Raw genomic sequence first — 14918 nt, forward strand, 5'->3', positions numbered from 1 at the left:
CGGTGAGGGAAGCCACAAAATAAGTATGCGATTTGCAATCCGTGGTCGGTGGCGAAGTGTAAATCAGGCACGCATCATTGGCCGCAATGCACGAGGCAACATGGGGTTGATGTTGCGATGGGTCAGTTCGATCGCACGCTGGAATACATAGACCAACTGCAGCACGCCGCAACGGCGGCGGCGGTCTGTGAAAGGCTGCTGGGCATAACATCGGATTTCGGCCTCACCGCGCTGATGGCGGGAACCGTACCGCAGCCAGGCACGCCGGCCGGCCAGCAAAAGCAGCATGTGCTTCTCTGCGATTGGCCGGGCGAATGGCTGGAGCGCTATGTCGCGCGCAACTATGTCGATCATGACCCGGTCGTCAGCCATATGAAACAGTTGCAGGCGCCCTTCCAGTGGCACGAGGCGTCGCAGGGCATCCGCATAGACAAGAGCAGCGGCGAGGTGATGGGCGATGCCGGCGCCTTCAAACTGCGTGATGGATTGGCCTTTCCGTTGATCACGCTTGACGGCCAGATCGTCATGGTGTCGCTCGGCGGCGAGGCTGTCGAATTGTCCGCCGCCGAATTTGGCCAGGTGTCGCTGGTCTCGACCTACGCGGTTGGCCGCGCCATGCAGCTCCACACCATGGCGAACAACACCATCGATCATATCGTGCTGACGCCGCGCGAGCGCGAATGCCTGCAATGGGCCGCCGTCGGCAAGTCCGAATGGGAGATTTCGCAAATCCTCGGCATTTCCGAACACACCTCGGAGAAACATCTTCTTAACGCCAAAAGCAAACTAGGTGCCGTCAACAGGGTGCAGGCCGTCGCGGAAGCGATACGGCGCGGCTACATTAGTTAGGTCGGCCGTGCCGACCTGGAATTTTTGCCTACGCGATCACGCAATTTTCTCATCAAAGCACGGCCGTATCTTCCTCTGAACGCAGGAGACGGCGGAATGCTTTTTTCCCTTACAACCCAGGAATTGATGGAACGTCCCGACCTTTGGGAGGCCGTCCATCGTTTGCGCTACAAGATATTCGTCGAAGAGATGGGGTGGGATGACCTCAGGCGGCCCGACGGGCTCGAACTTGACCAGTTCGACCACGACGAGGCGGTCCATCAGATCGTCATCAGAGGCGGTGAAGTGGCGGGTTATCAGAGGATGTTGCCGACGACGCGGCCACATCTGCTGACCGAGGTCTTGACCGATCTTTCCGAAGGAACGCCGCCATCGGGTCCAAACATCTGGGAATTGACCCGCTACGCGGTGGCTCCCGGTTTTCGTGATGGCCGTCGTGGCGTTTCGACCGTCGGCACCGAACTGATTGCCGGTTTCGTCGAGTGGGGGCTGAAGCGCGGCGTCGACAAGGTGATCATCGAGTTCGAGCCGATGTGGGTGCTGCGCGCCTTGCAGCTGCATTTCCTGGCGACCCCGCTGGGCTATCAGCGCACCTATGGCAACCAGCAGGTCGTCGCCACCTTGCTGACCTTCAACGAACACACACTCGATGTGGTGCGGTCGCGCCGCAATCATTTTGCTCCCGTGTTGGCCAGGGGATATCCCGACATGCTCGGGCAAAGGCGTGCGTCATGAGATCGGAGACAGCCATGAGCACACACCCGCAACCTGAACTTCGCAACCACACGCTGGTCGTCACCGTGTCGTCGAGCGACGGCCGGCCGGTGCTGGACAGGAGAGCCTATGAAAGCCTGGCAAGGACCTTCCATGAAGCCGCCGACAATGAGGAGGTTCGCGTCGTCGTGCTGCGCGGCCTGGCAGGCTGTTTCTGTCTTGGCGGCGACTTCTCCGAATTCCTCGACGCCACCAAGCACCAGAAACTGATCGCCGCCGTCACCGACCTGTTCCGCACGCTGGCGACGTTTCCAAAGCCCATCCTTGCCTGCGTTGACGGCGATGCCGTCGGTGTCGGCTGCACCATCCTGTTCCACTGCGACATGGTGATCGCGTCCGATGAGAGCACGTTCAGGGTGCCGTTCGTCGATTTCGGCCTGGTGCCGGATGCGGCGACCAGCATCCTGGCGCCGCAGAAGCTCGGCTACGCCGGTGCCTTCCGCTTCTTCTGCCTCGGCGACACGCTTCGCGCCGAGGACGCCAGGGCGCTCGGCCTCGTCGCCGAGATCGTGCCGGGCGGCACCGTCGAGGAAGCGGCGCTCGGCCGGGCGAGACAGCTTGTCAAGAAGCCGGTCGCCGCCCTGCTGCAGACGCGCGGCCTGCTGAAAGGGAACACCGAGGCCCTCTGCGACCGCATCGATCAGGAGATTTCGCTTTTCCAGCAGGCGCTGCAGGACGACACCACGCTGCGGCGATTGCAACGCATCGCCCGGCTCGCGGCCTGAGCGAAAGCCTCAAGGAACGCGCCGCGCGGCCAAGGCCGCGCGGCGCGGAAGCGTCAATCCTGCTTGCCGAGGAATGACGGCCCTTCGCCGATGATCTTCTTGTCTTCCTTGCCGATGATTTCGAGATCGCGCCCCTCATAGGGCAGAGACGACAGGATGCGCCGCATGATCGCCAGCCGCGCGCGCCGCTTGTCATTGGCCCGTACGATGATCCACGGCGCGAATTCCTTGTGGGTGCGCTCGAACATGGTGTCGCGCACCTTGGTGTAGTCGTCCCACTTGGTGATGCCTGCAACGTCGATGGGCGAAAACTTCCAGCTCTTCAGCGGGCTGTAGCGACGGTCATGGAAGCGCTCGAGCTGCGTTTCCCGGCCGATGTTCAGCCAGAATTTGAAGAAGTGGATGCCCTCGTTGGAGATCATCCGCTCGAAATGCGGCGTCTCCTCAAGAAACTGCTCGTGCTGCTGCGGGGTGCAGAAACCCATCACCGGCTCGACACCGGCGCGGTTGTACCAGGAACGGTCGAAGGTGACGAATTCGCCTGAAGCCGGGAAGTGGTCGACATAGCGCTGGTAGTACCATTGCCCAAGCTCGGTCGGGGTCGGCTTGGTCAGCGCCACGTTGCGTGCCGTGCGCGGATTGAGGTACTGGCGCACCACGAAAATCGTGCCGCCCTTGCCTGCAGCATCGCGACCCTCGAACAGCGCCATCACCCGTTTGCCGGTCGACTGCAGCCAGGCCTGCGCCTTGACCAGCTCGATCTGCAGCTTCTCGAGCATCTCGTCATACTCGTCGCTTTTCATCTTCTTGTCGTAGGGATAGCCGCCAGCGGTCAGCTTGTTGTCCTCGACCCAGTCGGGAAGCACGGGATTTTCGATGTCGAACTCCCTCTCCTTGCCGCCGATCCTGATCTTCAGCGGCCCCGCAGTTGGCGCGGCGGGACTTTCTTTGGCTTTTTTCATCGAGACGAACCCTTTCCAGCTTCCGGACTCATGCTATGGGGAGCCACTATAGCGTCGCGCGTCCGTTTGGATGCGCAAAGGACGCTGTAGCACTTTTAATTTGCGCATGATCCTTTCCGAAAATCGATCCCGATTTTCGGGGTCATGCGGCAAGCGGTCTAGTGGAAGTTTTCCGCCACCGTGCGACCGGGTGCGAAGACATGGGGGCAGGTCCACGAGCGAATGGCTGACCTGGACACAGAGCAGAGAGGCATGACGCAAACCATGGCCGCACGGCTGTGGAATAGCCGCTGGCTGCTTGCGGCCGGCTTCGTTGCGGTTCTCGCTGTTTATGCCTTGGCCGGGATTTCAGCCTATGTCGTCCCCGCGGCGCTGCTGTTGCTGCTTGCAGCGGCAATACTGCCGACCGCCGGCGCGCGCCAATCCACCGGCAGCGGCGCTGCCATCGAGGCCATCGGCCTGCAGCGGCTCTCGGGTGAATATCTGGCCGCCGCCGTCGCCGATCCGCTGATCATCTTCGACCGGACCGCCACCATCGTCCATGCCAACGCCGCCGCCTTCGCCGCCTTCGGCGGCATCGCGCCAGGCATGTCGCTGTCGTTGAAATTCCGGGCGCCGGAGATGCAAACCCTGCTGGATGGAGTACTATCTGGTGATATCGCCTCCGATGTCGTCGACTACATGGAGAAACTGCCGGTCGAACGGGCCTACCGGGTGAGTGTGTCCTCGGTCGGTCACGCCACCGATCTCTATGTGCTGGTGTTCAAGGACCAGAGCGAAGCACGCCGGATCGACCGCATGCGCGCCGATTTCATTGCCAATGCCAGCCATGAACTGCGCACGCCGCTCGCCTCAATCGCCGGCTTTATCGAAACGCTGCGCGGGCCAGCCCGCAACGACGCGGCGGCGCGCGACCAGTTTCTGCAGATCATGCAGAGCCAGACCGGCCGCATGGCGCGTCTGATCGACGATTTGTTGTCGCTGTCGCGGCTCGAGATGAAACCCTATCTGAAGCCGGGAACCGAGGTGGATCTGCGGCAGACAGTCGACAGCGTCATCGACTCGCTCGGACCGCTGGCCAGCGAAAACGCCGTCGCCATCGAGCGGCACTACGCCGATGGGCCGCTTCATGTGCCTGGCGATCGCGATGAGCTTTTCCAGGTTTTCGAGAACCTCCTGGAAAACGCCTGCAAATACGGGCAGTCGGGTGGGCGGGTGGTTGTATCCATAGCCCATAGCGATGCCGGATCAGAGCCGGGCATCGACGTGACGATCAGGGACTTTGGCCCTGGCATTCCCGAGGAGCACATTCCGCGCATTACCGAGCGCTTCTACCGCGTCGACGTCGAGACCAGCCGGACCCAGAAGGGTACCGGCCTCGGCCTGTCGATCGTCAAGCATATACTGACGCGCCACAACGCCCGGCTTTCGATCAAGTCCGAAGTCGGCAACGGCGCGGCATTCTCGGTTCATTTGCCGACTCACTGATATCGCCCTAATTCAAAGGGACTGTTTCTTTTTTCTGTCATCCGGCTAGCGTATCAGCGGGGATTCGAGGAAACGACTCAAAATCAAAACACCCCGTGGGAAGGCATTTTGCCATGCAGTCCGTGCACATCGTCAGCGCTTATGACGAGGAGTTGAAATATCTGTCGAAGCGCATCGCCGCGATGGGAGGTCATGCCGAGCGCATGGTCGAGCAGGCGGTTACCGCTCTCGTCAATGCCGACCCAGGCCTCGCCCAGAAGGTCATCCGCGACGATACCGTACTGGACGAGGGCCAGCGCGAAATCGACGACAAGGCCATCATCATCATTGCCAAGCGTCAGCCGATGGCGGCGGATTTGCGCGAGATCGTCGGGACCATTCGCATCTCCGCCGACCTCGAGCGGGTTGGCGATCTCGCCAAGAACGTTGCCAAGCGGGTGGTCGCCGTCACCGATGGACGCCAGCCGACCAGCCTGTTCCGCGGCCTCGAGGCTCTGTCCACCCTGGCGTTGACCCAGCTGAAGGAAGTGCTCGACGTCTACGCGTCTCGCGCGGTGGAGAAAATCGGCTTCGTGCGCGATCGTGACGACCAGATCGACGCCATGTACACATCGCTGTTTCGCGAATTGCTGACCTACATGATGGAAGATCCGCGCAACATCACGCCCTGCACGCATCTGCTGTTTTGTGCCAAGAACATCGAGCGTATCGGTGATCACGCCACCAACATCGCCGAGACGATCTATTACATCGTCACCGGCGATCAGTTGCCGGCTGAGCGGCCCAAGGGTGACAAGACCGACAAAATCAGTCTTTCCGAGACGCAGCCGGTGAAGTGAACGCGCCTCTCGAACCGTCACCCGATTTACAGTAAGCTTTCCGGGCTTTGCCTCTATCCTCGCCCGTGGATTTGCTCCGGGAGGTCGTGATGGAAAATGCTCGGAACCTGACCCCGGCGCCTGGGCCGATATCGGGCATTATCGCTTGCGGCGTCTACACGGCGGGGCGCCGCATCGCCGACATTCCCATCGAGGAAGCCGGCGAATGGGCAAAGAAATCCGGTCATGTCGTGTGGATCGGCCTTTTGGAGCCCGACCGCAACCTGCTGCTGCGCGTCCAGGCGCAGTTCCACCTGCATGAGCTGGCGATAGAGGATGCCGAGCACCCGCACCAGCGGCCGAAGATCGAACAATATGGCGACGCCTTGTTCATCGTCGCCCGCACCGCGCAGTTGATCGACGGTCGGGTCACCTTCGGCGAGACCCATTTGTTTGTCGGCTCAGGCTACATCGTCAGCGTCAGGCACGGTCCCTCGACGTCCTATGCCGCCGTTCGTCAGCACTGGGAAAGCTGCCCGCACTCGCTGGCCAAGGGTGAGGATTTCGTCCTCTATGCCATTCTCGATTTCATCGTCGACAATTACATGCCGGTGCTCGAGCAGATCGAGGACGAAGTCGAGGCGATCGAGGACAAGGTTCTGCTGAAGCCAATGACCGCTCCCGACATCGAACGGCTCTATATGCTGCGCCGCGATCTCCTGCGCCTGCGCAATGCCGCGCTTCCGCTGGTCGAAGTCTGCCGACGGCTGACCAGCGCCGAGCTGCCGCAGATACATACCGCCATGCACCCGCTGTTCCGCGACGTGACCGACCACATCCGCACCGTCCAGGAGAAGATCGACAGCCTGCGCGAAGTGCTGGCGTTCGCTTTCGAGGCCAGCCTCCTGGTCGGCCAGAGTCAGGAAACGGCGAACACCAAGAAACTCGCCTCCTGGGCCGCGATCCTGGCGGTGCCCACGGCGCTCGCCGGCATCTACGGCATGAACTTCGACAGTATGCCGGAACTGAAGATGGAATACGGCTATCCGGTGGTGCTGGGCGCTATCGCGCTCATCTGCACGTTTCTCTACTGGCGGTTCAGGAAGAACGGGTGGCTGTGAGAATAGGCAGTAGGCAGTAGGCAGTAGGCAGTAGGCAGTAGGCAGTAGGCAGTAGGCAGTAGGCAGTAGGCAGTAGGCAGTAGGCGAAGAGGTTCAGAGCATATTGCCCTACTGCCTAATCCCTAACTACCGACTCCGCCGCCGCTCCGATGCCGGCTGGAACGCCACGCGGGCGTGATATTTGCAGTAGGGTCCGGTTTCGGCGGCTTCGTTGCCGCAGAAATGGAAGTCCTCTGAAAGCGGGTCACCGTTCGGCCATTTGCAGGTTCGCTCGGTCAGCTCAACCAGTTGCAGATGCCGCGAGATCGGCAGCACGACATTCTCAACCGGGCGGATGTAATGGCGTGCCACGGGTTCGGCGTCGAACTGCGTCTGCAAGGCGGTCGCGCCGATCGATGTCGTGACATGGCGTGCCGTGGTTGCAGCGCGTGATACCGATTTCTGGACGGTTGATCCTTGCGCTGCCTTCTTCTGGCGTGCCGGTGTGGCGGTCGAGCGTCCGCGGCCCGACAGTTTCAGCCGATGCACCTTCCCGATGACCGCGTTGCGGCTGACCCCTCCAAGCTGCGCAGCAATCTGGCTTGCGCTCAGACCCTCCGACCACAGTTTTCTCAAGAGTTCTACCCGCTCGTCAGTCCAGTTCATGAGACCGCGCTCCTCTAAGCGTGCGGCAATCGGAATCCTTCTCCCGACCCGGCAACATTTGCCGGGGCAGACACCACATATATCTGGTGATTAGGTCCGCCGCACGAAATCTAGTTATTTCTCAACTACAACTACTCTATGCGCTGACTCGGTGACAAGAGTCCCAAGTGCAACACGAATCGGTTTTTTCGGTTTTCCCCAACTTGCCCGGTCGCTGATGAGCCGGCGTCCCGTCGGAGGGCTTGCCGCGCGCCACTACGCGACGTTTTCGTTGACTTCATGGCCGAAAAACGGGATAAGCCGCACAGGCCGCCGCTTTGGCGGCTTTTTTGATTTTCCGGTACCGGAGACGCATATAATGAGCGGTTCGGCGCTTTACGAGACCTTTGCTCGCGCACCCCTGGCCTTCGACCACGGGGAAGGCACCTGGCTGGTTACCGACAAGGGCGAGCGATATCTCGATTTCGCCGGCGGCATCGCCGTCAATTCGCTGGGCCACAGCCATCCGCATCTGGTCGCCGCACTCACCGAGCAGGCCGCCAAGCTCTGGCATGTTTCCAACCTCTATGAGATTCCGGGGCAGAGCCGGCTTGGCGAGCGGCTGGCCGACGCCACCTTCGCCGACAAGGTGTTCTTCACCAATTCCGGCGCCGAGGCGCTGGAATGCGCGATCAAGACGGCGCGGCGCTACCATTTCGTCAAAGGAAATCCCGAGCGCTTCCGCGTCATCACCTTTGAGGGCGCCTTCCATGGCCGCACGCTGGCGACCATCGCGGCTGGCGGCCAGTACAAATATCTCGAAGGCTTCGGCCCCAAGGTCGAAGGTTTCGATCAGGTTGGCTTCGACGATATCGACGCCGCCGAAAAGGCGATCACGCCGGAGACGGCCGCCATCCTGATCGAGCCGGTGCAGGGCGAGGGCGGTATCCGCCCGGTGCCGACGCAGTCGCTGAAGCGGCTCAGGCAATTGTGCGAACAGCACGGCCTGCTGTTGATCTACGACGAGGTCCAGTGCGGCATCGGCCGCACCGGCAAGCTGTTCGCGCATGAATGGTCAGGTGTCACGCCAGACATCATGGCGATCGCCAAGGGTATTGGCGGCGGCTTCCCGATGGGCGCCTGCCTTGCCACGGATGAAGCGGCCGTAGGCATGACTGCTGGCGTGCACGGCACCACTTTCGGCGGCAACCCGCTTGCCATGGCGGTCGGCAACGCCGTGCTCGATGTCGTGCTGGAAGACGGCTTCCTCGAAGATGTCCAGCGCAAAGCGCTGCTGATGAAGCAGGGACTGGCGTCGGTCGCCGACGAGTTTCCCGAAATCATCGAGGACATCAGGGGTGCCGGGCTGATGCTCGGCCTCAAATGCGCCATGCCCAACACCAAGGTGAACATGGCCTTGCGCGACCAGCACCTGCTGGCGGTTCCGGCCGGCGACAACGTCATTCGCCTGTTGCCGCCGCTCACCGTCACCGACGCCGAGATCCATGAGGCGCTCAACCGCATCCGCGCCGGCGCCAAGGGCCTGGCGGAGGCGATCGCTTCCGCCGCGGCGAAGTAATCCCGGAACCATTGCAGATGTCAGTTCGCCATTTCACCGATCTTTCCACCGTTTCCGAAGGCGATCTGCGCTTGATGCTGGACGATGCGGTGGTGCGAAAGGCGCGCCTCAAGGCCGGCGAGCGCACCAAACCGCTCGAAGGCAAGGTGCTGGCGATGATCTTCGACAAGCCGTCGACGCGCACGCGCGTCTCCTTCGACGTCGGCATGCGGCAGCTCGGCGGCGAGACCATCATGCTGACCGGCACCGAGATGCAGCTCGGCCGCTCCGAGACAATTGCCGACACGGCCAAGGTGCTGTCGCGCTATGTCGATGCGATCATGATCCGCACCACCTCGCATGAGCGCCTGCTGGAATTGACCGAGAACGCCACCGTGCCGGTGATCAACGGATTGACCGACGACACCCATCCCTGCCAGCTGATGGCCGATATCATGACCTTCGAGGAACATCGCGGTCCGGTCGCCGGCAAGACCATCGCCTGGACCGGAGACGGCAACAATGTGCTGCATTCCTTGCTCGAGGCCTCGGCCCGATTCCGCTTCAACCTCAACGTCGCCGTGCCCGAGGGCAGCGAACCGGCGCAGAAGCATATCGACTGGTCGCGGGCACATGGCGGCAAGCTGCACTTCACCCGCTCGCCCGAGGAAGCCGTCGATCAGGCCGACTGCATCGTCACGGATTGTTGGGTCTCGATGGGTCAGGAGCATCGCGCCCGCGGCCACAACGTGTTCTCGCCCTATCAGGTCAACGCCAAGCTGATGGCCAAGGCCAAGCCGGACGCGCTGTTCATGCATTGCCTGCCGGCGCATCGTGGCGAGGAAGTGACGGACGAGGTCATCGACGGGCCGCATTCGGTGGTCTTCGACGAGGCCGAGAACCGGCTCCATGCCCAGAAGGCGGTGCTTGCCTGGTGTCTCGGCGCTTGAAGTGTCTCGGCGCTTGATCCCCGGGAGCTTGATCTGCGGGGGTGTGATGCCTATTTGCGCCGCATCACGCAAATCAAGCGCGTTTCGACGCATGCGCCCCGGAGGGCGGCATGGCCGCGCCCTGGAGCTTTGTCATGTTGGAAACCTATCAAGTGACTGAACATCACCCCAAACTCGGCGAATTTGGCTATGCCGGCGACGATCATGTCGTGCCGTTCGAGGTCGGCCCGCTCGATGTGCGGGGCCGCACCGTCCAACTCGGGCCGATGCTCGATGCCATCCTCAGCCGCCACGATTATCCCGAGCCGGTCGCCCGCCTTCTGGCGGAGGCCTGTGTGCTGACCGTGCTGCTCGGCACCTCGCTGAAGTTCGAGGGCAAGTTCATCCTCCAGACCCGCACCGACGGGCCTGTCGACATGCTGGTCGCGGATTTTTCCACGCCCTCGGCGCTGCGCGCCTATGCGCGTTTTGACGCCGACCGGCTGGAAGCCCTTGTCGCGGCCGGCGAAACTTCCCAGCAGACGCTGCTTGGCAGCGGCGTGCTGGCGCTGACCATCGACCAGGGCGCTCACACGCAGCGCTACCAGGGCATCGTCCAACTCGACGGCGAGACGCTGGAAGATGCGGCACGCACCTATTTTCGCCAGTCGGAACAGATCCCGACCGATCTCAGGCTGTCGGTGGCCAAGCTTTTGACGCCCGGTCCTGGCGGTGCCCGCGAGCAGTGGCGCGCCGGTGGTATCCTGGCGCAGTTCCTGCCGCAGTCGCCCGAGCGCATGCGCGTCCCGGACCTGCCGGGTGGCGATGGCGATCCGCGCGAGGAGATCCACGACCCGGTCGACAATTCCTGGCAGGAGTTGCTGGCGCTGCTCGGCACGATCGAGCCGACCGAACTGATCGACCCGACAATCGGCGCCGAGCGGCTGCTTTACAGGCTGTTCCACGAGCATGGCGTGCGCGTCTTCGGCGGCGTCCCGGTCGCCGACCAGTGCTCGTGCTCCAGGGACAAGATCCGCGGCATCCTCGAGGGTTTTTCCGCGCAGGAGATCAAGGACAGTACAGAGGACGGCGGCATCCACGTCGCCTGCGAATTCTGCTCGAAGCAATATGACTTCGACCCGGCGGAATTCGCGGCGCAGTAGCAGGGTTTTTCCTTCTCCCCGTTTACGGGGAGAAGGTGCCCGAAGGGCGGATGAGGGGCAGCGCAGACGGCGGCGACTGGCCGCACGTACTCAATCGTACGCCGTTGTGCACGCAATATATCCGAGAGTCCGGCGCCGCCCCTCATTGCCCTGCCGGGCATTTCTCCCCGTAGAACGGGGAGAAAGACGCTAATTCACCGTCCGCCGCGTCCCCGGCAGGTCCAGCGAAAACGCCGGAATGGCGATGTCGAACGTCTCGCCCTGCTGGTTGCGCATCGTGTAGTGCCCGACCATGATGCCGGATGGTGTCGAGAGCGGGCAACCGGACGTGTATTGGTAGCTGTCGCCGGGATTGAGTTCGGGCTGATCGCCGACGACGCCGGGGCCGCGCACCTCCTCCACCCGGCCGGTGCCGTCGGTGATGTGCCAATAGCGCGACAGAAGCTGCACGAAGTCGTCCGACTGATTGTCGATCGTTATCTGATAGCCCCAGACATAGCGGTTCTCCGAGGGATCCGAACGGTCCTCCAGATAGAATGGCCTGACCTGCACTTCGATGTTGCGCGTGACGGCGCTATACATAAGCGGCTCCAAAAAACGGTTCCAGCGGAACTTTCGGCGCTCTGTGCGGTTAGGTCAACCGACCGAAGCCTCCTCTGGCCGACCTCGCGGGCAGGTGCCGACAAAGAATGTCATTTAAGTGACATATGACAATGATGGTGTGCGCGGACTGGTGATGCGCGACTCGGGCGCTCTGCTGAACTGTTGAAACCGGCCATCTTGCGGACCGGTTTTCCTGGAGTGACCGGATCTCGATGGAACTCACTCTCATAGCCGCCACGCTTTCAACTGTCCTCATCCTCTCGAATCTCGCCAGCATCGTGCTCGCCGCTTCGCGTCTGAAACGGCGCCACACCATTGGGCCGCCGGCCGCCAAGCCGCGGCCGGTGTCGATCGTCGTGCCGTCGCGCGGCGTCGAGCCGTTCACGCAGGAGACGCTGGAACGCGCCTTCTCGCTCGATTGGCCGCGCTACGAGTTGATTTTCTGCGTTGCCCATGCCGACGATCCCGTGGTCAAATTGATAAACAGGACGATCGTCCGGTTTCCGAAAGTGCCAGCCCGGCTGCTTATCGGCGACGACCGCATCAGCGCCAATCCGAAACTCAACAATTGCGTCAAGGGCTGGGAAGCGGCGCGGCACGACTGGGTCGTCCTGGCCGATTCCAACGTGCTGATGCCGAGAGACTACGTCCAGCACCTGATGGCTGCCTGGCGGTCCGGCACCGGCCTTGTCTGCTCGACGCCGATCGGCTCCCGGCCTGCCGGCTTCTGGGCCGAGGTCGAATGCGCTTTCCTCAACACGCTGCAGGCGCGCTGGCAATATGCCGGCGAGGCGCTCGGCCTTGGGTTTGCCCAGGGCAAGAGCATGCTCTGGAACAAGCCGATGCTCGACGCCAATGGCGGCATCCGCGCGCTGGCCGCCGAGATCGCCGAGGACGCCGCCGCGACCAAGCTGGTGAACAGCCTCGGCTTGCGCGTCAATCTCGTCGCCGCCCCCTTCGAGCAGCCGCTTGGCCGGCGCTCGTTTGACGAGATCTGGTCGCGTCAGGCCCGCTGGGCGCGCCTGCGCCGCGTCACTTTCCCGCTGTTCTTCGCACCCGAAATCCTGACCGGCGCCTTGGTGCCGCTGGTGCTTGCGCTGATTGCCGCAGCCAGTGCCGGTTTCAGCCTCTGGGCAACCGCCATTGCCGTACTGGCGGCCTTCTACCTTCCGGAGTGCGCCCTGGCCTGGTCCAAGGGCTGGTACCTGTCGCCACGCATGGTCGCCGCGATCATGGCGCGCGACCTGATCCTGCCGGCGATGTGGGGACGCGGCTGGCTCGGCGGCGCCGTCGACTGGCGCGGCAATGCGATGACCATCGGCACCAAGACGGCCGAGCTGGAAGAGACGCCGTCCGGCGCCTGAAGGCGTCAGCTAGGTTTGACCGCTGGAATAGTTATCGTATATACGGAAATGTTGCGTTAGGCTCTATTTTTGTGTATACATAATTTATGGGAACGCACCGGCGGCGATGCAGTTCGAGTGGGATGAAAACAAGGCCAGGATGAACAGGGCCAAGCATGGCGTGGATTTTGCGATCGCACCATCCTTCGACTTCGCCAACGCCGCTATCAGGCTCGACGACAGCGAGGACTTTGGCGAGGACCGCCTCGTTGCCATCGGTCTGATCGGAACTGGCGTCCATGTGATGGTTTATGTCGAGCGACGATACGCCATCCGCGTTATTTCGCTGCGCAAGGCCACAAGGCAGGAAATTACGGACTATGTCGAAAACCTCTAAGACGATCGTACGCCGTGAGGCTGCTGCGCCCCAGCTGTCACGTGCTGACGCTTTGGCGTTGGCCAAAAAGGCGCTTGCCGCGATGACCGACGAAGAAGATGCCAAGATCACCGCTGCGGCCGAAGCCGATCCGGATGCGCAGCCAACCGATGCCGTTTCGCGCCGCAAGGTTGGCCGGCCGCCGCTTGCCCGGCCCAAACGTGCCGTACAGCTACGCCTCGACGCCGACGTTCTCGACCGCTTCAAGGCCGCTGGCGATGGCTGGCAGACCCGCATGAACGAAGTGCTGCGCAAGGCGGTCGGCCTGTAATCCTGTGACGACGCTCGCGCGCGCTACCTGGCCTTCAGCGCCTGCGCGATGTCCTCGAGCAGATCGTCGGTGTCCTCCAGCCCAACCGAAAGTCTGAGCGTGCCCGGCCCGATGCCGAGCTCGGCGCGCGCTTCGTCGCTCAAATTCTTGTGCGTCGTCGTCGCCGGATGGGTGATCAGGCTCTTGGCGTCACCGAGATTGTTGGAGATCAGGACGATGTCGAGCGCGTTCTGCAAGGCGAAGGCCGCCTGCTTGCCGCCCTTGACGTCGAGACAGATCAGTGTCGAGCCGCCCGACATCTGCTTCTTGACGATGTCGGCCTGCGGATGGTCGGCGCGGCCGGGATAGATGACGCGGGCGATTTCCGGCCGCTCGGCCAGGAAATCCGCGATCCGGCCGGCACTTTCCGTCTGCTGGCGCACGCGTAGCGGCAGCGTCTCCAGGCCCTTCAGCAGCGTCCAGGCGTTGAAGGGCGAAAGGCTTGGGCCGGTATGGCGGAAATAGTCGTGCAGGTTCTCGTCGATCCACTTCTTGTCCGACAGGATCACGCCGCCGAGACAGCGCCCTTGGCCGTCTATGTGCTTGGTCGCCGAATAGACGACGATATGGGCGCCGAGCTGCAAGGGCTTCTGCTGCAAAGGCGTGGCGAAGACATTGTCGACGATCAGCCTTGCGCCGATCGAATTGGCAAGCGAAGCGACAGCGGCGATATCGACCACTTCCAGCGTCGGATTGGTCGGGCTTTCCAGGAAGAACAGCTTGGTGTTCGGCTTGATCGCCTTTTCCCAATTGGCGATGTCGGTGCCGTCGACCAGCGTCGCCTCGATGCCGTATCTCGGCGCCAGCGTCTCGACCACCCAGCGGCAGGAGCCGAACAGCGCACGTGCCGCCACGATATGGTCGCCGGCCTTGGCGCTGCACAGAAGGGCGGCCGTCACCGCGGCCATGCCGGACGCGGTGGCGCGGGCGTCTTCGGCGCCTTCGAGCGCGCACATGCGCTTCTCGAACATGTCGACGGTGGGGTTGGCGTAGCGCGAATAGATGAAACCCGGCTCCTCGCCCTTGAAACGGGCTTCGGCGGCCTGTGCCGTTTCGTAGACATAGCCCTGGGTCAGGTAAATCGCTTCCGATGTTTCGCCGAAACCGGAACGCAGCGTTCCGCTGTGCACGAGTGCCGTCTGAGGCTTCCAGTTGCGCTGCTTGGTGCTCATCGCTTTTCTTCCAGACACAAAAAAACCGGCCGCGAAAGTCGCA

Annotated in this window: 16 protein-coding genes; 12 read left to right on the plus strand and 4 right to left on the minus strand. The window is 62.4% G+C overall.

The genetic code is table 11. The annotated features are described in order from the left end of the window. The first annotated feature begins 117 nt into the window (after window positions 1–117). The 3 genes from AC0L3E_RS23225 (at window position 118) to AC0L3E_RS23235 (ending at window position 2348) form a co-directional block, all read left to right on the plus strand. Window positions 118–849 (plus strand): helix-turn-helix transcriptional regulator, encoded by a 732-nt coding sequence (locus tag AC0L3E_RS23225; RefSeq protein ID WP_128308408.1) that lies wholly within the window; start codon window positions 118–120, stop codon window positions 847–849. A gap of 96 nt (window positions 850–945) precedes the next feature. Beyond that, a complete protein-coding gene (locus AC0L3E_RS23230; protein WP_013533650.1) occupies window positions 946–1584 on the plus strand; it encodes an acyl-homoserine-lactone synthase in 639 nt (212 codons plus the stop codon). Between the two features lie 14 nt (window positions 1585–1598). Continuing rightward, window positions 1599–2348, plus strand: coding sequence for an enoyl-CoA hydratase-related protein (locus tag AC0L3E_RS23235; RefSeq protein WP_013533649.1), 750 nt, complete (start codon window positions 1599–1601; stop codon window positions 2346–2348). Between the two features lie 53 nt (window positions 2349–2401). Here AC0L3E_RS23235 and ppk2 read toward each other — a convergent pair whose 3' ends face one another. Then, complete coding sequence (gene ppk2 / locus AC0L3E_RS23240; RefSeq protein WP_128308409.1) at window positions 2402–3310, minus strand: polyphosphate kinase 2; 909 nt, start codon at window positions 3308–3310, stop codon at window positions 2402–2404. A 222-nt stretch (window positions 3311–3532) separates the two neighbouring features. Here ppk2 and AC0L3E_RS23245 point away from each other — a divergent pair, with 222 nt between their 5' ends. From AC0L3E_RS23245 to AC0L3E_RS23255, 3 genes are all read left to right on the plus strand, one after another. Continuing rightward, window positions 3533–4798 carry an ATP-binding protein gene (locus AC0L3E_RS23245; RefSeq protein ID WP_473605692.1) on the plus strand — a complete coding sequence of 422 codons (1266 nt, stop codon included), beginning with the start codon at window positions 3533–3535 and terminating at the stop codon, window positions 4796–4798. A gap of 113 nt (window positions 4799–4911) precedes the next feature. Beyond that, window positions 4912–5637 (plus strand): phosphate signaling complex protein PhoU, encoded by a 726-nt coding sequence (gene phoU, locus AC0L3E_RS23250; RefSeq protein ID WP_127319336.1) that lies wholly within the window; start codon window positions 4912–4914, stop codon window positions 5635–5637. 89 nt (window positions 5638–5726) lie between these two features. Further along, on the plus strand, window positions 5727–6737 hold the full coding sequence (locus AC0L3E_RS23255) for a magnesium and cobalt transport protein CorA (protein WP_127327671.1): 1011 nt from the start codon (window positions 5727–5729) through the stop codon (window positions 6735–6737). Between the two features lie 126 nt (window positions 6738–6863). On the opposite strand, the gene AC0L3E_RS23260 is transcribed toward AC0L3E_RS23255, so the two are convergent. Continuing rightward, a complete protein-coding gene (locus AC0L3E_RS23260; RefSeq protein WP_127267146.1) occupies window positions 6864–7382 on the minus strand; it encodes a GcrA family cell cycle regulator in 519 nt (172 codons plus the stop codon). Window positions 7383–7740: 358 nt separating this feature from the next. On the opposite strand from AC0L3E_RS23260, the gene AC0L3E_RS23265 reads away from it, so the two are divergent. The 3 genes from AC0L3E_RS23265 (at window position 7741) to AC0L3E_RS23275 (ending at window position 11011) form a co-directional block, all read left to right on the plus strand. Further along, a complete protein-coding gene (locus tag AC0L3E_RS23265; RefSeq protein WP_473605693.1) occupies window positions 7741–8940 on the plus strand; it encodes an acetylornithine transaminase in 1200 nt (399 codons plus the stop codon). 17 nt (window positions 8941–8957) lie between these two features. Next, entirely contained in the window at window positions 8958–9869 is a 912-nt protein-coding gene (gene argF / locus AC0L3E_RS23270; RefSeq protein WP_127267144.1) for an ornithine carbamoyltransferase, read from the plus strand. Between the two features lie 110 nt (window positions 9870–9979). Next, entirely contained in the window at window positions 9980–11011 is a 1032-nt protein-coding gene (locus AC0L3E_RS23275) for an Hsp33 family molecular chaperone (RefSeq protein ID WP_127319330.1), read from the plus strand. 189 nt (window positions 11012–11200) lie between these two features. On the opposite strand, the gene apaG is transcribed toward AC0L3E_RS23275, so the two are convergent. Beyond that, complete coding sequence (gene apaG / locus AC0L3E_RS23280; protein ID WP_127319328.1) at window positions 11201–11593, minus strand: Co2+/Mg2+ efflux protein ApaG; 393 nt, start codon at window positions 11591–11593, stop codon at window positions 11201–11203. Window positions 11594–11826: 233 nt separating this feature from the next. Between apaG and AC0L3E_RS23285 the strand changes: the two genes are divergently transcribed. The 3 genes from AC0L3E_RS23285 to AC0L3E_RS23295 all read left to right on the plus strand — a co-directional run bounded on the left by AC0L3E_RS23285 (window position 11827) and on the right by AC0L3E_RS23295 (window position 13664). Continuing rightward, complete coding sequence (locus AC0L3E_RS23285; protein ID WP_127276809.1) at window positions 11827–12978, plus strand: ceramide glucosyltransferase; 1152 nt, start codon at window positions 11827–11829, stop codon at window positions 12976–12978. A 106-nt stretch (window positions 12979–13084) separates the two neighbouring features. Next, complete coding sequence (locus AC0L3E_RS23290) at window positions 13085–13354, plus strand: BrnT family toxin (protein WP_127272042.1); 270 nt, start codon at window positions 13085–13087, stop codon at window positions 13352–13354. Then, entirely contained in the window at window positions 13338–13664 is a 327-nt protein-coding gene (locus AC0L3E_RS23295) for a BrnA antitoxin family protein (protein WP_236383388.1), read from the plus strand. Before AC0L3E_RS23290 ends, AC0L3E_RS23295 begins: the two co-directional genes overlap by 17 nt. Before the next feature lie 23 nt (window positions 13665–13687). Here the strand turns inward: AC0L3E_RS23295 and AC0L3E_RS23300 are convergent, their stop codons facing one another. Then, window positions 13688–14875, minus strand: coding sequence for an O-succinylhomoserine sulfhydrylase (locus AC0L3E_RS23300; protein WP_473605694.1), 1188 nt, complete (start codon window positions 14873–14875; stop codon window positions 13688–13690). Window positions 14876–14918: the final 43 nt, after the last annotated feature.

It is taken from the genome of Mesorhizobium sp. WSM4822, from assembly GCF_055811155.1.